This is a genomic window from Ruegeria conchae, assembly GCF_000192475.1.
Classification (GTDB): Bacteria; Pseudomonadota; Alphaproteobacteria; order Rhodobacterales; family Rhodobacteraceae; genus Ruegeria; species Ruegeria conchae.
Map to the genome: position 1 here is coordinate 310,700 of NZ_AEYW01000022.1, position 15,795 is coordinate 326,494.

Genomic DNA, 15,795 nt, shown 5'->3' on the forward strand with positions numbered 1-15,795 from the left:
GATCCACCTGGGGCGCTGCCGAGTAAAGCAAACCCATTTGCCCCTCTCAGACAAAGGAAATTTGCAATGAGCAATCATGACCACAAACATGGAGCAAGCTGCGCTTGCGACGTCACGCCCGAACGCGTTGATATGGCGCGCCGGCGACTCTTGCAACAAGCCGCCGGTGCGGCCGCGGCAGGTACAACAATAGTGGCTGGCGGGCAGGCCCATGCCGCGACCGACGAAGCACGCGCCTACTATGCTGACCCGGAAAATCCAGGCCTTCCCCAAATCGACATGACCATCGAGCCGGGGCGTACTGCGCTTGTGGTGACCGACCCCCAGATTGATTTTTTGTCAGAGGACGGTGTGACGTGGGGTGTCGTTGGCGAAAGCGTGACCGAACAGGGCACGGTCGACAATATCGAACGGCTTTTCATTGCCGCCAAGGCTGCGGGGATGCCGGTCTTCATCTCGCCCCACTATTACTACCCACATGACCACAAGTGGGAGTTCGAGGGCACTCTGGAAGCCACGATGCACAGCATCGGCATGTTTGACCGCCTGGGACCGCTCAATTTGGACAACTTCGAGGGCTCAGGTGCCGATTGGATGCCGCAATACAAGAAGTACATCGAGGATGGCGAAACCATCATTTGCTCGCCACACAAGGTTTACAGCCCTGCTCAGAATGACCTGAACCTGCAATTGCGTAAACGCAAGATCGACAAGGTTATCCTCGCGGGGATGTCGGCGAACCTTTGTACGCAGGCGCATCTCTACGAGCTGCTGGAGCTAGGCTACGAAGTCGCTGTCGTTCGCGATGCCACAGCCGGGGCTAAGGTGCCTGAAGGTGACGGGTATCTCGCCGCCATCATCAACTTCCGTATGGTCGCCAACGGCGTCTGGTGGACCGACGACGCGGTTGAGCGCATTGGCCAATCGGCCTGACCCAAATCGATCTTCAAATTTGATCCTGACATCCTGAAAGGACATATCATGACACGCATCTTTACATTTCCCGCGCTTACAACAGCGTTGACTCTCGCCCTGGCGGCGGCGGCATTGGCTGACGATGAATACAACGTTTCGAACAGTCTTACCTTGACCGGGCAGCCCCTCGGCATGCATGGCGTCGATCCTGTATCGATGTTTGAAGCCGAAAAACCCGAAATGGGCAACGCCACTTTTACATCGGCCCATGATGGAGTGGACTACTATTTTGCGTCGCAGGCAGCGAAAGCCACATTCGAGGCGGATCCGACGGCACATCTGCCTCAATTCGGCGGGTTCTGCGCCTTTGGCGTCTATGTAGGCAAGAAGCTTGATGGCGATGTTCGGTATGCCGATATCGTGGACGACAAGCTCTATCTCTTTGTGAATGAGGAAATCTTCAAGAAGTACCTTGAGGACAAAGAGACCGTGATCCAAGGCGCCCATGCCAAGTGGGCAGACATCCACCACACGCCTGTCGGCAGCCTTTGATCGAGGAATTTGGTGGCTTTTGCCGGTCGGAGCCGCCGCTGCCTCTCCCCTCCCCAAAAGGCCGGCATTTCTCCAAGACGCCCTGTCCGCAATGACAATTCGCGTGTGTCGAAAACTCTTCCCAAAGGAAACCAGACATGACTGATTTTGAGACATATACAATCGCCTCAGCCCCTGATGCCGCGAAACCAATTCTGGAAGCATCGCTGAAAGGATATGGTTTTGTGCCCAACCTTTACGCGGCCATGGCCGAAGCGCCCGCGATTTTGGAAGGCTATACGACACTTGCCAACATCTTTGGAAAGACCAGCCTGTCAGAGACTGAGCGCCAGATCATCCTTATGACTAACAACCGGTTGAACGGGTGCAAGTACTGCATGGCCGCCCATACCACTCTTTCACAGATGGCTGGTATCCCCGAAGACGTGATCGCAGCGTTACGCGGTGGCAGCCCTATCGCCGACCCCAAATTGGAAGCACTGCGCAAATTCGCCATCGTGATCAACGAAAGCCGAGGCTGGCCCAGCGACGCACAGGTCGAGGCGTTTCTGACGGCTGGTTACACACGCCAATCTATGCTGGAAGTCATCCTCGGCACAGCGTTGAAAACCCTGTCGAACTATACGAACCATGTGGCGGACACCGCGTTGGATGATGCCTTTGTGCCAAATGCATGGATCGCCTCGGTCGCGGCAGTGGCTGAATAGCGCGACGCCCGCCCATTTGTTAATCTTGCTTTTGGACCTGTGTTTTATTCCCGACAAGAAGGGGATCTGATTTTAGACGTCCGACAGCAAAGTCAACAAAGGTGCGCACCTTCGCTGACACGGTTCGTCCCTCTTGATGCACAAGATGGATGGGGACTTCGGGTGGTTCATACGACTTTAGAACAGTCTTGAGCCGCCCATCTGCAATGTAGGGTGCGACTTGATAGGACAGAAGCCGCCCGACACCATGACCTTGCAAGGCCAACTCGATCACAGCGTCATTTGTGTTCATGCTGATGCGTGGGCTCATGCGTTTGGTGACAGTCTTTCTGCCCCGTTGAAAATGCCATTGGGCCGATGCATTCAAGGCAGTTGAATTAATGATTGCATGGCAGGATAAATCATCGGGCGTATCTGGTTCGCCATATTGGTCAAGATATTTACGGGAAGCAAACGCGACCTGCCTCACCGTACCACACCTGACAGCCATCAAACTGGAATCAGCGAGGTTGCCAATTCTGATCCCGACGTCGAGACCCTCATCAATCAGATTGACCACTCGGTCCACATAGAGCGTGCGCGCTGAGAGCTTTGGATACAGATCCAGAAATTCGCCCAAAATTGGAGTGACGAACATACGGCCAAACAGGACTGATGCAGTAACACTAATTTCCCCGGTCGGTTCGGTATAGGAACCGACAGCGGCGCGCTCGGCCTCTTCAAGGTCAGCCAGAATACGTCTGGCATCCTCAAAAAACCTTTGCCCGCTATCAGTCAGCATCACTGAGCGCGTTGTGCGTACAAAAAGACGTAGCCCGAGGCTGTCCTCAAGCATAGAAACCATTCGGGTCACTGTCGGTGGTGACATGTTGAGGTCGCGGGCCGCAGCAGCGAAACCTTTTAGTTCGGCGACCTTCACAAAGACTTTTAACGCGTGAAATCTGTCCAAGGTATTATTCCATATTTTTGAATAATATATTGCCAAGTATCCAAATTCCGCAACTTGAAAGCTCCAATTAACTTCACCTCAGTCCCAGGGCATCGCCCAGGCCGAGATGGAGAATTCAATGGCACGACCCTTTGCAGAGATCAGCTTCACGCCCTCCGTTCGCGAAACGCAGGCCAAAAACGGGTCAGCTAACGGCTACGCGAAGTTTCTGGACGGCACGCGTCAGGAGGACTCAATCAGCCCGGTCGAGGCCAGGTTCATCGGGCAAAGAGACGGCTTCTATCAGGCAACAGTCTCGGAAACCGGCTGGCCCTATGTACAATTTCGCGGCGGACCAGCGGGTTTTCTGAAAGTGTTGGATGAACGGACACTTGCCTACGCCGATCTCCGCGGCAACCGGCAATATCTCAGCACTGGGAATCTGCTGGGCAATGACCGAATCTCGCTGATCCTGATGGATTATCCCAATCAGCGACGCCTCAAGATCTGGGGTCGGGCGAAACTCATTGATGCCAATGCCGATCCGGCGCTGATGCAACGCCTGAGTGAGCCGGGCTATCGCGCTCATCCTGAGCGGGCGATTGTGATCAAGCTTGAGGCGATGGACTGGAACTGCCCGCAGCACATCCCCCAACGCCTGACCCTTGAAGAATTTGAAGATTACCTCGTCCCGCTTCGCACTGAGCTGGAAGCACTGAAAGCTCGAAACGCAAGGCTCGAAGAGGCACTGGGTAAGCAAAACTGACCGATATCAAGCCCCGCGCGTTCAACCACGCACGCCGTAACCTGAAGAAAGGAAACATCCATGTCGCGCAATCTGAAATCCGTCCTGAGCGCCAGCATTCTCGCACTTTCCATTGCTGCGCCATTTACACCGTCGCCAGCAATCGCCGCAGAGACTGGAATTGAAGTTACGCAGGCTGTCAGCTTCCGCACGGAAGAAATCGGCGACATCGCTATCGCCTATCGTGAAGCAGGAGATCCAAACAGACCTACTGTCCTGCTGCTTCACGGCTTTCCGACCTCATCACATATGTTCCGCAACCTTATCCCTGAACTGGCCAAGCACTACCACGTGATCGCACCCGAATTTCCCGGATTTGGAGCGTCGGAGATGCCAAAGGCCGAAGGCTTCGAGTATTCCTTCGCGAATATCTCCGAAATGATGACATCGCTGCTCGACCGGAAGGGAGTCGAACAGTACTCGGTCTATTTGATGGACTATGGTGCCCCGGTTGGTTTCCGAATGTTTGCGGAACAGCCCGAGCGGGTAACCGGCTTCATCATTCAAAACGGGAATGCTTACGAGGAAGGGCTTCGCGAGTTCTGGGATCCAATCAAAGCCTATTGGGCCGAGCCATCGCAAGAGAACGGCGACCAGCTTCGTGGATTCCTCACTCTGGATGCAACCAAATGGCAGTTCACCCACGGCGTTAAAAAACCGGAACTGATCAGTCCCGACAATTATTGGCATGTCCAATACCTGCTCGACCGCGAAGGTAATCAAGAGGTGCAACTTGAACTATTCCTAGACTACGGCACCAATGTTGCCGAGTACCCAAAATGGCAAGCGCTGTTTCGGAAGCATCAACCCCAGGCGCTACTGATGTGGGGTAAGAATGATCACATCTTTCCGGTCGAAGGCGCCTATCCCTATGAACGCGATCTGAATGATCTCGAGTTTCATCTGCTCGATACGGGTCACTTCGCGCTGGAAGAATATGGGCCCGAGATTGCGGCGCAAATGACCGCCTTTCTGAACCGCATCACCGCCGCCAGCAACTGACGTAAAACTGGCCGCACCATGCTCAAAGGTGCGGCCGACGCATGGAGAAAACCAATGAATACGCAAGCAAATACTGTCAGACAGGTAACGGTTGAAATCGTACACGGCTTTGTCGACGGTGGCGCCGGTGGAAATCCCGCAGGCGTCGTCCTGGAAGCTGATGAATTGGGCGAACAGGATATGCAAACCGTCGCGGCAAGGGTTGGATTGTCCGAAACGGCCTTTGTGTCGCAGTCCAAGACAGAGGGCTTCAAACTGGATTTCTTCACACCGAACAGGCGCATCGCTCATTGCGGTCATGCAACAATTGCCGCCTTCTCTCACCTTGACGCGCTGGGCCGGATTCCCAATCCCAACACCTCGAAGGAGACAGTTGATGGGCCAAGGCGCATACTAATGAAAGAGGGTGCCGCCTATATGGAACAGCTGGCCCCAAAATACGCGATACCAGAGGAATGGGTGGAAAAAGGTGTAAGCATCGACGATGTACTGAACTCCCTTGGGATCAACAGACATCATCTTGATCAGGAAATACCACCGGTTTTAGTCAATACCGGTAACAGTTTCATTGTCATCGGCCTCGCTGATGCCGATGGTCTTGCCAATGTGAAACCAGATTTTGCCAAAATCACGCAAATCAGCGAACGACTGGATTTGATCGGCTACTACGTCTTCACAAGAGACCCATCGGCGACCGACCGAGACGCTACAACCCGCATGTTTGCGCCCCGATACGCGATTGAGGAAGAAGCCGCGACGGGGATGGCTGCGGGGCCCTTAGCATGTGTATTGCACGACTTTGTCGTATCATCTCAACGATCATTTCAAATCGAACAAGGGGTGTTTATGAACCCGGCGAGTCCGAGCCTGATAAAAGTCGATCTGGAAATCGACAATGGAACAATCTCCGGCCTCTTGGCAGGTGGTTTCGGCAAGGTCATGTGCTCGCGTCGAATTAGTTTCTAGCGTTGCGCTCGCGGCGAATGGCTGGCTTGGCGGGCTGCACCGCAGCAACGACGCCCATCGGGCCACGTCCGAATTGGGCCGTCCGCTGAATTTTGCAAAGTCCGGATTCCTGCGCATCGCTGACCTTAAGCAATAGCACCCGCTTGTCATGTAGCCTACAGCCGCCATCTGAGAAAACTACGGCGGAAGTCCGCATTCCGCTCTTGACGTAGATCATTCTTGTCCACTTTGGGTTGGAAGCGGCAAACTTCAAGCTTCACGGAGGCCACGTCTATGGCATGGGACCAACCAAAATTTGCGCTGTGCGCAATTAGCTTTGCATTCTAAATTCTGTGCGTGGCTTTTGCGCACAATGTTTTGGGCCAAAGATGCAAATCTTTAGGCGAAATGCAAAGCTTTGGGCGCACCTACATCTAGTGTAGGTGTGCGAAGTGTTATGCGCACACCTACACCTGGGGGCCTACCAGGCCCTCACTAATCAAGTCCGGGCGCTAGAGACCTTGAAGTGGGTTTTCACCACACGCAACAAGTGCTCAAAGTCACCTTGGACGGCGTCCTCCAGAAAAGTCTGAATTTTGGCTTGCTCGACTCCGGCGCTTTCGGCAGCGGTCTGTCAGCGCGCAAGTACTTCAAAGGCGTTTGCGTTTGTTTTGGGTAGGTCGATGGTTGCAAGTTTTTTCATGTCAAATCCTATTGTAGACTACCGGGCAACCATCGCGGGTCGAACTTAATCTCACGTATAGAATTGCGGATTTTTCCCCCCGATCCATAGAGGGTTCTAGATTTAACATAAGTTGCGTTTGGAGCGTTTGCACCTTGGTCAGTCAACCACCCGCCGCACCCGAAAAACGGTCAGTCGAAAATATGCCGTCAGCGCCAGCCATGAGCCCAATGGTTTAAGAGCTTCTCTGCGCACTGAGGTCAGCAATGCGCAGGAAGCGGACTTTGCAAAGTCTCGTTAAGGCACCAAAACTGACTCTTGTCGCTATCTCGAATGCAGCAGGACAATTTCCTTAAAAACGGTCGTTAGTCTTCTGTGCTACTGACCCAAGCCACCTTCAAGTTTGGATCGAAGAGCAACGGATTCACCTGTACTTGCCAAATTCTAAGCCAGACAGGCTCAAATTCTCTGTTGTCCGCCAAAACATCAAGGCTTGTATCGTGTGTACTCGAAGTCCAGATACACAAGGCTTACGTTTTTCTTTTTCGACCTGCTGTCTCCCCAATTCGGCGTTCAGTCTTTCGATTCAGACCGACCACGCCGAGTCGCCGCAATGATGCGGGCGGCAAGTATTAGGAGAGCTCCACCATGGCAAATGGCACAGTAAAATGGTTCAACTCGACCAAAGGATTTGGCTTTATCGAGCCTGAAGATGGCAAGCGCGACGTATTCGTGCATATCTCGGCACTTGAACGTTCCGGCATCAGTGAATTGAAGGATGGCCAGAAGGTTACCTTCGACATTGAAGCAGGCCGTGACGGACGCGACAACGCTGCCAATCTGGCACTCGCCTGACCTTTTTCGGGCACCCTTTCTGGGTGCCCGTTTGCACACTGGGCTACTATAAGCTGTTGGAGAACAAGTAAGTTGCAAACAAAAGTCTGGACGCGGGCGCTCGCGCAATACCGTGTGCCTGATGCGAAGCGCAGTATTTAAGAAATTGCGATCACTGTTGTCCCCTTATTCGCACTATTGGCCCTAGCGTGGACGGCTTCATCTTTTAGCGTCTGGATCGCAATATTACTGACCATCCTGAATGCCGCATTTCTGTTCCGTATCTTCATCATTATGCATGATTGCGGTCATGGATCATTCTTTAGAAACCGCACTGTTTGCAATTGGACAGGCCGGGTTCTTGGTGTTCTTGCCCTGACACCCTATGACGTTTGGCGGCAAAGCCATGCGATTCACCACGCCTCAACCGGTAACCTTGATCGCGCGGTATGGGTGACATCCCTACATTGACCACTGAAGAATACTTGAAGCGGAAGTGGTTCGGGCGTGCCGCTTATCGTCTGACCCGGAATTCCATCTTCCTGTTCGGTGTTGCGCAGATCTATACATTCTTCATTCAAAATCGTTTACCTCTTGGTTTCATGCGGTCAGGCTGGCTGTACTGGGCCAGTGCAATGGGAACAAACGTGGCGATTGCAGGGTTATTGGCACTGGTTTTTTGGGCCGGAGGCTTTGATGTGTTGGCGTATGTTTTCCTTCCAACCATGATTGTCGCATCGTCACTTGGTATTTGGCATTTTTACATTCAACACCAGTTTGAACACACGACCTGGGATCGGGAAGAGAGCTGGAATCTTCAGAACGCCGCATTCTATGGAAGTTCTCACTATGCCCTGCCTGACATCCTGCGTTGGTTCTCTGCTAATATAGGCGTGCATCATGTTCACCACCTCGCCAGCCGAATACCTTTTTATCGGCTAAACGAGGTTTTGCGTGACCATTCTGAGTTAGAAAACTGCCAGCGTATTACTCTGTATGAGAGCTTTCATTGTGCTCGATTGCATCTTTGGGATGAAAAAAGTCAACGTCTGCTGACATTTTCCGAGGCTTTGTCTAACGCCAATTCCAATAGGCATTTAGTGCAACCTAGCGCGTACCAGATAGGCTTCGACCGTATCACCGCCCAAGGCGCGAATGGCCTCTAATCGGTGAAGGCCTTCAATCAGCACGAACCTCTTGTTATCCGCGCGTATCTGAATAGGCGTCTTCTGGCCGTTCTTCAGGATATCATCGGCCAGCGTCAGGACTTTTTGCTGATCAAGTGTTTTTGCACGTTTTATAGGTACATAGATCAATTCAAGCGGATATGGTCTTTTTCCCAACATAAGCTACGTGTGCAACCTTTCGTGCATTTGTCCCGGTTCGGTGTTCGCTTCAAAAGCAGGCGCTGGAACGTACGTCATAGGACTGAACGAACAGCATCACGCAGTTCCTGATGCATAATCCAAGTCGCGGGCTCATCGTCACTTTCGATGTGAGAAAACGCCAAGACCTGCGCAGCGCCATCATTTTGTACCGATCCGGCTTCGGGAAGTTCGAGTTCCAGATATTCTGCAATCAATAGTCCGATTTTTTTGAAGACCTTTATGGATGCCTCGCGCGATTTGTAACCGGCTGCCTGAGACAAGTGACCAATGGTCAGACCGTCCTTGCCTGCGATTGTAAGTGCTTTGAGCATTGTGACCTGCGCAGGGGTGAGCCTGATCTGGCGCAATGCCTCGGAATATTCTCTTTCACTGGGAACGAGGGTGCCGGAGTTTCCCTCCAAACGGCGTTGACTGCTACGCTTCCTGTCTCGTTCTTCGAGAACTTCTTTTAAGGCTTCAATGGCTAATGCCGGCGTTTCGCCAACAGCATCGGCAATCATTGCCTGCGTTTTAGCTGGTGGCATGGGAAATGCTCGTGCAACACTATTACCGCTCAGAACGCCAGCCTTAATCAAGTACTTTCCAAATTCTACTTCAATCACTCCTGATACGTCAGCGTTCCGCGACTTACGAACACTGCGGTCCTGAAATGCTCTTTGTTCCAAACCACGAGCTGACATATTGTAGTCCGGAAGGGTTACTTGAGGGGCATTTTTGCGCATCAGAAAAACACCACAACAATTACCGCCGTGACAAATACCGCTATCGCGATAAACATCTTTACATTGTAGGACCAGCGATGCGCCCTTTCCGCCTTGAGCCTTTTGCCCAGATTTTCGTCAATCGAGTTATGGTTCACGGCTTGGTCCTTCCGGATATTTCAGGCGGTATTGATTTCCACCAACCTATTGTCGCGGCACATTTTCGGCGCACTTGTCATTCTGTCTCGTGAACGGCCGATTACATTCCCAACCGTCACCTCTTCGATTTAAGTGAGCGTTGAAAGGGACAAAGATCGCGACACACCTGTCCTGGTTCGCGCGAAAACCACGCTCACACTTCCATCCAGAATATGTGTCAGACGCGAGGTACGCGTGATCGGGAACGATCACAAAGTCACAGCCACCTTCCGTCGCTTTGAACCCTCTCAGACACACCCAGCCATCAGCGCTTCGCCTGTCAGATAAGCGCCCGTTCTCGGGAACATCTATTGTAACGCACTCCCGGCCCTCTTTGCGAAAACCCCAGTGGCAATGTGCTTCCTGAGCACCAAATCGTGTTTCGACGAACCCGTTTTCAGGCACAAACACTTCTTCACATCTATCTTCGACACGTTGGAACAAGCGATTGCACTTCCATCGATCTCCGGTCGATGCAAGATAGGCATTCTCAGGAACATAGATTTCATCGCAAAACTCCCCAACATGCTTGAATCCATGATTGCATTCCCAGTCTCTGCCATAGGAACTGCCCGTCAAATACGCGTTTTCGGGTATGTCAGTTCTTTGACACGATCCATTCTTGTTTTCAAAACCTTCGTCACAAACTAATCCGTCGGTATTACCTGCGGTTTGAGCAGGAAGCTGCGTTCCTGAGAGCAACACCAAAAGTGTTGGGATCAAACAAAGAATGCGGCGCGTAAACACGATGAAAGACTGATTGAAACGGAGCCTGAGACCTGATCTATCGGTCATTAGGCACGCAATTTATGAGCCATGTGCTGTTCATACGGCGCCTTCTTTCATGGGTCACGCAATGACTGATGCATGTCAGGTGACAATTGCGAATGCTTGCGAGGAACGAGCTCATAGCGAAGACCCCAGCGAAACCCGTTCCTATGCTGGGGCACATGCTACAATTAGTCTGAAGGCCATTGGATTATCGAAGCCGGCAGCATCGCGACGACGAATAAAACTTACCAATACACACTTGTGGTTCCTAGCCTGTTAAGAGTCAAGGACGCACACTCGTCACGAAACGGCCGCGCAACGAAGCCGAACACTGATAGAGGAAAATCTAAAGGCGGCTTCGTCCGCGAAGCCGGAATTGCAAAGTATTGTTTTTAATGTCCGCTTCGGGCTGCGACCGGTCACAGATAAGCCCCGCCCGCATGCCAATGCTGCCTCCCACGAGTTTCGCGTGGGGTATCGACTCAGGTCGATATTCGCTGGCAGAGGATGCGTGTGTTGGTCATGTGGCGAAGCTGAACCAGCATGGGTTGTCGTGTCAACATGAAGTATGACAAACGATGTAATTTACCGCGTAGTTCCGGGAACTTTCTATCATGGGTTGTGTAATTTGCCGCCTCTCGACCGTATCAGGCACGAATATTTCCCCACACAAGGTGAGAATCGGGAGGTGATTCTGGTTTCACAATGAGCGCCAGAACGCCCGGTTGCTTAGTCGGCGTGAACTGGTTTGCAGCTTCCGTGTCTTCTCCGGCACCGCGGGAGATCGGCTCTGAAGTCGCTCCACACAAGATGATGTGTATCGTGATCTGAGTGGAACCTGCTCGGATCTCACCAGCCTTTTTTCACGCAACTGGGGCACCTCCGCCTGTCATCTGAACGGTCGATATGTCCAACGTAGCCACAGACCGCACAGACGAGGTGCTCGGGTGCGTCCGTCCGGCGGAAATAGCGGCGTTTGTGCTCATTGAACCGCCTGGCCGCTTCCTCATGCGCGCACCAACAGCATAACGTCATGATCCAGCTCCCTAAATTCTGAGGGCGTGCCGCGTTCCCGCATTGCTCGCAACTTTGGTTTGCTCGATTGATAGTAGCTGCGACCCATCCGCGGATGCGTTCATCCTCAGATACTTTGCTGAAGTAGATCCGGAGTTCGCCAAATTTCTCCTTGATTTGGAGTACCTTTGGATATTCGATCCCAAGCTCGTCACTGCGTACTTTGATGTGCTCAAAGAGCTCGGTCACGATCCCCGACCAGCCCAGTGGGGTCTCACCCAATTCGAGCTCAACGCTTTTCTGAATGTTGTCGTAGTCGACCACATTGATGGTGGCTTCAGCTTCAGACATTACGCGCCCTCCTGGAATCCCGCCGGTAGGAGGGTCAGCTCCGATTGGGTTCCGGCAACACTTTGGCGGGACAACGGTCTTTGCTTGGGGCGTCAACTGCAAGTTGTAGTATCTATTACTACAGGAAAGTCGCGTTTCTTTGTGCTGGATTTGCAACTGCTTCTCGCTACCCATGACCACAGGAACTATCGGCTCCGCGGTGGATCATTTTCCTAGAGCGCGTGCTTTATCTGCCTTTGCTGTTCCAACCGTTCTATCTCGGCTTTCAACAGCGCAATCCTCTGAGATGTCTGATGTTCCGTAATCAGATCGAGAAACATCTTGGTCTTGCCGCCATGCTTCATGCCATAGCGCTCGTAGACCATCGTATTAAACTCATCCAGTTTCGCCTTCGGAATCCGGAACTGGAGGTGCTCGTACTGTTCAGTTTCAGTTTTTGTCATCGAATCCACCTTTGTTGTCTGATGATAGCAGAACGAAGCCAGTGTTGTTGCCAAAGCTTCAGCCAGGCGTTGGTGCTCCGAAAAACTTCAGCAGCGAGGTATGGGCTCGTAATCGCCTAGGTTGGTAACCCAATAGATGTCAGTGACCAACGCGAATTCCAGCAACTCGCTAATGTGGTGTGGCAATGTTACTTGACATTGAGTATAGTAAAGCATACATAGTGTCAAAAAAATTGGACATGAACCAATTGCATATTGCACTATGGAGACTTCAGAAATGACCTACCAGGATCGCAATACTGTCGTCTCGATCTTTGTGAATCTTGCTGTCAGTGCCTTCGTCGTTTTTCGGCTTCTGGACATGAATGCCTCTGGGATGTTCGATGGCCCTGATGCCGTCAACAATTGGGCCCGTATGGTCATCTGGCTAATCCCGTTGGGCATCGTCGCTACCATAATTGGCACAATTTTGTTCAATATCGGTTTTGCAATTGTCACACGCGAACCCAAACCCAGTTTCGTCGTCGATGAACGTGACAAAATGTTCGAACGCCGCGGTAGTCTCGCCATCATTGTATTCGCAGGAGCAGGCTTTGTCTCTGCCGTCCTGGCCCTGGCCTTCAACGCATCAGCTTTGATTGGGTTTAACATTATCTATTTCGGCATGGCATTCGGGTCTTTTACGGCAGATATCGTCAAATTCATCAGCTATCGGCGCGGGTATTGAGCCATGGGAAAGCTCAAGATCACCAACAACATCAGACGTCTAAGGTTTGACGCCGACGAAATGACCCAGAAAGAGCTCGCCGAAAGAGTTGGTGTCACCCGGCAAACAATCGTTGCCATCGAGAATGCAAAATATTCACCAACGCTTGAATTGGCGATCCTGATTTCCCGCGTCTTCGACAAGCCCCTCGAAAAAGTCTTCGACATCCAAGACGCCAGTTAAGTCTTCACGACTGCAACTTATTATTCCAAGGAACAGATATGCTCATCCATCCACCACGATTTTGGAACATGATGGCGCGTTCATATGCGCGCCGCCCCGTCGGAAACCAAGCCGCCTACGAATATAAGCTCGACTTTACTGCGAGACATCTATCTCCTCAGGATCGCCTCCTGGAAATCGGTTGCGGCACGGGAACGACGGCACTCATTCACGCTCCAAATGTCGCTCATATCGACGCCATCGATTACTCTTCAGAAATGATCTCAATTGCTCGGGAGAAAGTCAAAGAACAGGGTGTTGGGAACGTGAACTTCGAAGTAAGTGCGTTCGATTGCTGGCCCATTCCGGTAAAGGATCAGAAGTATGATGCGGTATTGGCAATGTCGATACTGCACCTGGTTCTGGATCTTGACGCAACTTTGGATCGTGTTAGCAACTCACTGAAAGAGGGTGGCCTGCTCTTCAGCTCGACAGTCTGCCTGGAGGGAGTGGAGAAGTACGTTATACCAGCCCTTGGGGCCATCGGTTTATTGCCCAAGATCCGCGTTCTTACCCAAGAAGTCCTTGTCGAGAGAATGCAGGCGTTCGGGTTCAGCATCGAACACAAATGGCGTCCGGAGAATGGTTCGGCCGCATTCATCGTTGCGAAGAACGGGGCTAGGCTTAGGTAGCTGCTCAATCGTGCTTCTCGCTATCTTCCAAAATGGAACTCAGTTCGAACGCCAAACCAAAGAACCTTTGTGACCTCTCTTGTGTAGGGGTTCGCGTTTTCAATCGCCTCAAAAACCTCGGGCGCGTCATGCTGTACCATCGAGATTGCTTCTGAGATCAGGTCAAAGCTTTTGGTCGTCATGCGAGACGGTAATGGCCCCATGCGCAGCAACACTTTGGCAATCAAGTGGGTAATGCCTTGAACAGTTGCTGCGTCCCTGTCGTGCTGGTCTGGTGTCGTCATTATGACGTGAAGGCCCAGGTGTTTTCGTAGAAAAGCCGCAACATGGGTATGGTGATGTCCGCGTATTGGACAAACAGCAATCTTCAGGCCCCTGATACCATTGCGAGCGCTTTGCGGGCCGAATAGTGGATGGGTTGCGACGATACTGACGTAATCTGGGAGTAGCCTGTCCATAATTTCAGAGGGTTGAACTTTTACCGAGCCAACATCAACTATGATCGCACCTGGCCGGCAGATTGCAGCAATGGATTTCGCTACACTCTCAAAGCTTGAAACAGGTGAAGCGATTACAATAACGTCGCACTTTGCAACTTGACCAAGAGAAGCAAATGACACGCCGAGCTTCGACGCGTCTTTTCTTAGGTTTGGTGATGGATCATATGCAATCAGCTTGAATTGCTGGTTCAGGTGCCTTGCAATCAGTTGCCCAAATGCGCCGAAACCGATGATCCCGACAGATGTCGCGGCTTTTTCAACTCTAGAGTTTTTCATCTCATGACCTCAAAAAACTGCCGCCCGACAGGAGATCATTTCACGCTAAGACCGCTGTCAGGGCAGCGGAAAATTCACAGTGAAGCGTCCGCAGCTATGCAAGCTGAGGGTAATAACCTTTGGAAATGTCGAACGCTTTCATCATGTGTATCGAATTAGTTCACCATACAGGTTGAAGTCAACCATTTGTCCGGGAGCATTCCAAAGCCGATGGTGTCTGCCGACTGTGTATCGAACTTCCGCTCGCCTAAGCCGCACAAAAGCGGCGAATGCGAACACGTACTTGCAGAACCATATTATACATGTTGATTAATTAACTAAATGGTATAATATGTCATCATGACAGGTGATGAACAACTTGATGCAGCTTTTTCAGCACTGGCCCACCCTACCAGGCGCGCAATTCTCGCCCGATTGGCCAAAGGCACAGCGACCGTGAACGAGCTTGCAGAACCCTTCGACGCGACCTTACCCGCGATTTCCAAACATATCCGGGTGTTGGAGGCTGCTGGTTTGGTCACACGTGGAAAGGACGCCCAGTTCCGCCCCTGTGCATTAGACGCAAAACCGCTGGAGGCCGTTTCAAACTGGACCGACCAATACCGTTTCATCTGGGAAGCTCGGTTCGACGCCATGGATAGAATTCTGAATGGAATGAAGGAAACACCAGATGAATGACGAGAAGAAATGGGTAAAGATCGAGCGAGAATTTGAAGCCCCGATTGGCACCATCTGGGACATGTGGACTGACCAGGACCTGTTTAGTGCATGGTACGGACCCCGTGGCATGTCGGTTCCAGTAGCCGAAATGGACGTGGTTGTTGGTGGCACGCGTAAGGTTTGCATGGAAATGAAGTCGGCTGAGCGACCCATGAAAATGTGGTTCACAGGCGTGTACAAAGAAGTCTCCCGACCGCATCGTCTCGTCTATACCGAGAGTATGTGTGATGAGGATGGCACCCTTATCACGCCTCAGGCGATGGGAATGCCGGATAACTTTCCCGACATCACCGAGATCATTGTTGAACTCTCTGAAGCGAACGGGAAAACACTAATGACCATGGTTCATGTCGGCGTCGAAGAGGGCACAGCTGGCGCGGGCGGCTGGAACCAGACCTTTGACAAGCTTGGTGAGTATCTTGCATCAAGAGAATCTGGCTGAC

General features: G+C 51.9%; 22 protein-coding genes. 14 read left to right on the forward strand and 8 right to left on the reverse strand.

The genetic code is table 11. The features are described from left to right. Positions 1 to 66: 66 nt before the first annotated feature. The 3 genes from G7G_RS0119730 (at position 67) to G7G_RS0119740 (ending at position 2,174) form a co-directional block, all read left to right on the forward strand. Complete coding sequence (locus G7G_RS0119730; protein WP_010443191.1) at positions 67 to 933, forward strand: cysteine hydrolase family protein; 867 nt, start codon at positions 67 to 69, stop codon at positions 931 to 933. A 48-nt stretch (positions 934 to 981) separates the two neighbouring features. After that, entirely contained in the window at positions 982 to 1,467 is a 486-nt protein-coding gene (locus tag G7G_RS0119735) for a YHS domain-containing (seleno)protein (protein ID WP_010443192.1), read from the forward strand. Positions 1,468 to 1,604: 137 nt separating this feature from the next. Beyond that, entirely contained in the window at positions 1,605 to 2,174 is a 570-nt protein-coding gene (locus tag G7G_RS0119740; RefSeq protein ID WP_010443193.1) for a carboxymuconolactone decarboxylase family protein, read from the forward strand. A gap of 19 nt (positions 2,175 to 2,193) precedes the next feature. On the opposite strand, the gene G7G_RS0119745 is transcribed toward G7G_RS0119740, so the two are convergent. Then, positions 2,194 to 3,123 carry a LysR family transcriptional regulator gene (locus G7G_RS0119745; RefSeq protein ID WP_010443194.1) on the reverse strand — a complete coding sequence of 310 codons (930 nt, stop codon included), beginning with the start codon at positions 3,121 to 3,123 and terminating at the stop codon, positions 2,194 to 2,196. A gap of 118 nt (positions 3,124 to 3,241) precedes the next feature. Here G7G_RS0119745 and G7G_RS0119750 point away from each other — a divergent pair, with 118 nt between their 5' ends. From G7G_RS0119750 to G7G_RS0119760, 3 genes are read left to right on the forward strand one after another with little or no spacing between them, the layout of a single operon-like run. Then, positions 3,242 to 3,868 (forward strand): pyridoxamine 5'-phosphate oxidase family protein, encoded by a 627-nt coding sequence (locus tag G7G_RS0119750; RefSeq protein WP_010443195.1) that lies wholly within the window; start codon positions 3,242 to 3,244, stop codon positions 3,866 to 3,868. Between the two features lie 60 nt (positions 3,869 to 3,928). Continuing rightward, complete coding sequence (locus G7G_RS0119755; protein ID WP_010443196.1) at positions 3,929 to 4,909, forward strand: alpha/beta fold hydrolase; 981 nt, start codon at positions 3,929 to 3,931, stop codon at positions 4,907 to 4,909. Positions 4,910 to 4,963: 54 nt separating this feature from the next. Continuing rightward, positions 4,964 to 5,875, forward strand: coding sequence for a PhzF family phenazine biosynthesis protein (locus tag G7G_RS0119760; RefSeq protein WP_010443197.1), 912 nt, complete (start codon positions 4,964 to 4,966; stop codon positions 5,873 to 5,875). Here G7G_RS0119760 and G7G_RS0119765 read toward each other — a convergent pair. Continuing rightward, positions 5,865 to 6,092 (reverse strand): hypothetical protein, encoded by a 228-nt coding sequence (locus G7G_RS0119765; protein WP_010443198.1) that lies wholly within the window; start codon positions 6,090 to 6,092, stop codon positions 5,865 to 5,867. The two genes, G7G_RS0119760 and G7G_RS0119765, sit on opposite strands and share 11 nt — an antisense overlap. Before the next feature lie 1,092 nt (positions 6,093 to 7,184). On the opposite strand from G7G_RS0119765, the gene G7G_RS0119770 reads away from it, so the two are divergent. From G7G_RS0119770 to G7G_RS24925, 3 genes are all read left to right on the forward strand, one after another. Next, positions 7,185 to 7,391 carry a cold-shock protein gene (locus G7G_RS0119770; protein WP_010443199.1) on the forward strand — a complete coding sequence of 69 codons (207 nt, stop codon included), beginning with the start codon at positions 7,185 to 7,187 and terminating at the stop codon, positions 7,389 to 7,391. Positions 7,392 to 7,568: 177 nt separating this feature from the next. Next, a complete protein-coding gene (locus tag G7G_RS24920) occupies positions 7,569 to 7,841 on the forward strand; it encodes a fatty acid desaturase (RefSeq protein WP_310793665.1) in 273 nt (90 codons plus the stop codon). After that, positions 7,820 to 8,536 carry a fatty acid desaturase gene (locus G7G_RS24925; RefSeq protein WP_010443200.1) on the forward strand — a complete coding sequence of 239 codons (717 nt, stop codon included), beginning with the start codon at positions 7,820 to 7,822 and terminating at the stop codon, positions 8,534 to 8,536. The genes G7G_RS24920 and G7G_RS24925 overlap by 22 nt, the downstream gene beginning before the upstream one ends. On the opposite strand, the gene G7G_RS24030 is transcribed toward G7G_RS24925, so the two are convergent. The 5 genes from G7G_RS24030 to G7G_RS0119800 form a co-directional block, all read right to left on the reverse strand. Beyond that, entirely contained in the window at positions 8,468 to 8,716 is a 249-nt protein-coding gene (locus tag G7G_RS24030; protein WP_010443201.1) for a ParB N-terminal domain-containing protein, read from the reverse strand. The genes G7G_RS24925 and G7G_RS24030 overlap by 69 nt on opposite strands. A gap of 74 nt (positions 8,717 to 8,790) precedes the next feature. Next, complete coding sequence (locus G7G_RS0119780; protein ID WP_139056631.1) at positions 8,791 to 9,480, reverse strand: hypothetical protein; 690 nt, start codon at positions 9,478 to 9,480, stop codon at positions 8,791 to 8,793. Next, the gene (locus G7G_RS24450; RefSeq protein ID WP_010443203.1) at positions 9,480 to 9,617 is read right to left on the reverse strand and encodes a hypothetical protein; all 138 of its coding nucleotides are present in this window, start codon (positions 9,615 to 9,617) and stop codon (positions 9,480 to 9,482) included. Before G7G_RS24450 ends, G7G_RS0119780 begins: the two co-directional genes overlap by 1 nt. A gap of 1,660 nt (positions 9,618 to 11,277) precedes the next feature. Then, on the reverse strand, positions 11,278 to 11,793 hold the full coding sequence (locus G7G_RS23395) for a hypothetical protein (RefSeq protein WP_010443205.1): 516 nt from the start codon (positions 11,791 to 11,793) through the stop codon (positions 11,278 to 11,280). Between the two features lie 212 nt (positions 11,794 to 12,005). Next, the gene (locus G7G_RS0119800) at positions 12,006 to 12,236 is read right to left on the reverse strand and encodes a DUF1192 family protein (RefSeq protein ID WP_010443206.1); all 231 of its coding nucleotides are present in this window, start codon (positions 12,234 to 12,236) and stop codon (positions 12,006 to 12,008) included. 277 nt (positions 12,237 to 12,513) lie between these two features. Between G7G_RS0119800 and G7G_RS0119805 the strand changes: the two genes are divergently transcribed. From G7G_RS0119805 to G7G_RS0119815, 3 genes are all read left to right on the forward strand, one after another. Then, positions 12,514 to 12,963, forward strand: coding sequence for a hypothetical protein (locus G7G_RS0119805; RefSeq protein ID WP_010443207.1), 450 nt, complete (start codon positions 12,514 to 12,516; stop codon positions 12,961 to 12,963). Between the two features lie 3 nt (positions 12,964 to 12,966). Continuing rightward, entirely contained in the window at positions 12,967 to 13,185 is a 219-nt protein-coding gene (locus tag G7G_RS0119810; protein ID WP_010443208.1) for a helix-turn-helix transcriptional regulator, read from the forward strand. Between the two features lie 71 nt (positions 13,186 to 13,256). Continuing rightward, a complete protein-coding gene (locus tag G7G_RS0119815) occupies positions 13,257 to 13,856 on the forward strand; it encodes a class I SAM-dependent methyltransferase (RefSeq protein ID WP_238528838.1) in 600 nt (199 codons plus the stop codon). A gap of 20 nt (positions 13,857 to 13,876) precedes the next feature. On the opposite strand, the gene G7G_RS23400 is transcribed toward G7G_RS0119815, so the two are convergent. Continuing rightward, positions 13,877 to 14,632: a prephenate dehydrogenase/arogenate dehydrogenase family protein gene (locus G7G_RS23400; RefSeq protein WP_010443210.1), complete on the reverse strand. Its 756-nt coding sequence runs from the start codon at positions 14,630 to 14,632 to the stop codon at positions 13,877 to 13,879. A gap of 339 nt (positions 14,633 to 14,971) precedes the next feature. Between G7G_RS23400 and G7G_RS0119825 the strand changes: the two genes are divergently transcribed. Together G7G_RS0119825 and G7G_RS0119830 are read left to right on the forward strand one after the other, a co-directional pair. Continuing rightward, complete coding sequence (locus G7G_RS0119825; protein ID WP_010443211.1) at positions 14,972 to 15,310, forward strand: ArsR/SmtB family transcription factor; 339 nt, start codon at positions 14,972 to 14,974, stop codon at positions 15,308 to 15,310. Further along, on the forward strand, positions 15,303 to 15,794 hold the full coding sequence (locus G7G_RS0119830; protein WP_010443212.1) for an SRPBCC family protein: 492 nt from the start codon (positions 15,303 to 15,305) through the stop codon (positions 15,792 to 15,794). Before G7G_RS0119825 ends, G7G_RS0119830 begins: the two co-directional genes overlap by 8 nt. Position 15,795 lies beyond the last annotated feature (1 nt).

Excerpts from the sequence above, each read along its gene's own strand:
- G7G_RS0119815 (WP_238528838.1), top strand. The coding sequence starts at position 13,257 with ATGGCGCGTTCATATGCGCGCCGCCCCGTCGGAAACCAAGCCGCCTAC.
- G7G_RS0119825 (WP_010443211.1), top strand. The coding sequence starts at position 14,972 with ATGACAGGTGATGAACAACTTGATGCAGCTTTTTCAGCACTGGCCCAC.
- G7G_RS0119810 (WP_010443208.1), top strand. The coding sequence starts at position 12,967 with ATGGGAAAGCTCAAGATCACCAACAACATCAGACGTCTAAGGTTTGAC.
- G7G_RS0119760 (WP_010443197.1), top strand. The coding sequence starts at position 4,964 with ATGAATACGCAAGCAAATACTGTCAGACAGGTAACGGTTGAAATCGTA.
- G7G_RS23395 (WP_010443205.1), bottom strand. The coding sequence starts at position 11,793 with ATGTCTGAAGCTGAAGCCACCATCAATGTGGTCGACTACGACAACATT.
- G7G_RS0119755 (WP_010443196.1), top strand. The coding sequence starts at position 3,929 with ATGTCGCGCAATCTGAAATCCGTCCTGAGCGCCAGCATTCTCGCACTT.
- G7G_RS0119750 (WP_010443195.1), top strand. The coding sequence starts at position 3,242 with ATGGCACGACCCTTTGCAGAGATCAGCTTCACGCCCTCCGTTCGCGAA.
- G7G_RS23400 (WP_010443210.1), bottom strand. The coding sequence starts at position 14,632 with ATGAAAAACTCTAGAGTTGAAAAAGCCGCGACATCTGTCGGGATCATC.
- G7G_RS0119830 (WP_010443212.1), top strand. The coding sequence starts at position 15,303 with ATGAATGACGAGAAGAAATGGGTAAAGATCGAGCGAGAATTTGAAGCC.
- G7G_RS24925 (WP_010443200.1), top strand. The coding sequence starts at position 7,820 with ATGGGTGACATCCCTACATTGACCACTGAAGAATACTTGAAGCGGAAG.
- G7G_RS0119765 (WP_010443198.1), bottom strand. The coding sequence starts at position 6,092 with ATGATCTACGTCAAGAGCGGAATGCGGACTTCCGCCGTAGTTTTCTCA.
- G7G_RS0119735 (WP_010443192.1), top strand. The coding sequence starts at position 982 with ATGACACGCATCTTTACATTTCCCGCGCTTACAACAGCGTTGACTCTC.
- G7G_RS24030 (WP_010443201.1), bottom strand. The coding sequence starts at position 8,716 with ATGTTGGGAAAAAGACCATATCCGCTTGAATTGATCTATGTACCTATA.
- G7G_RS0119730 (WP_010443191.1), top strand. The coding sequence starts at position 67 with ATGAGCAATCATGACCACAAACATGGAGCAAGCTGCGCTTGCGACGTC.
- G7G_RS0119805 (WP_010443207.1), top strand. The coding sequence starts at position 12,514 with ATGACCTACCAGGATCGCAATACTGTCGTCTCGATCTTTGTGAATCTT.
- G7G_RS0119740 (WP_010443193.1), top strand. The coding sequence starts at position 1,605 with ATGACTGATTTTGAGACATATACAATCGCCTCAGCCCCTGATGCCGCG.
- G7G_RS0119770 (WP_010443199.1), top strand. The coding sequence starts at position 7,185 with ATGGCAAATGGCACAGTAAAATGGTTCAACTCGACCAAAGGATTTGGC.
- G7G_RS0119800 (WP_010443206.1), bottom strand. The coding sequence starts at position 12,236 with ATGACAAAAACTGAAACTGAACAGTACGAGCACCTCCAGTTCCGGATT.
- G7G_RS0119780 (WP_139056631.1), bottom strand. The coding sequence starts at position 9,480 with ATGCGCAAAAATGCCCCTCAAGTAACCCTTCCGGACTACAATATGTCA.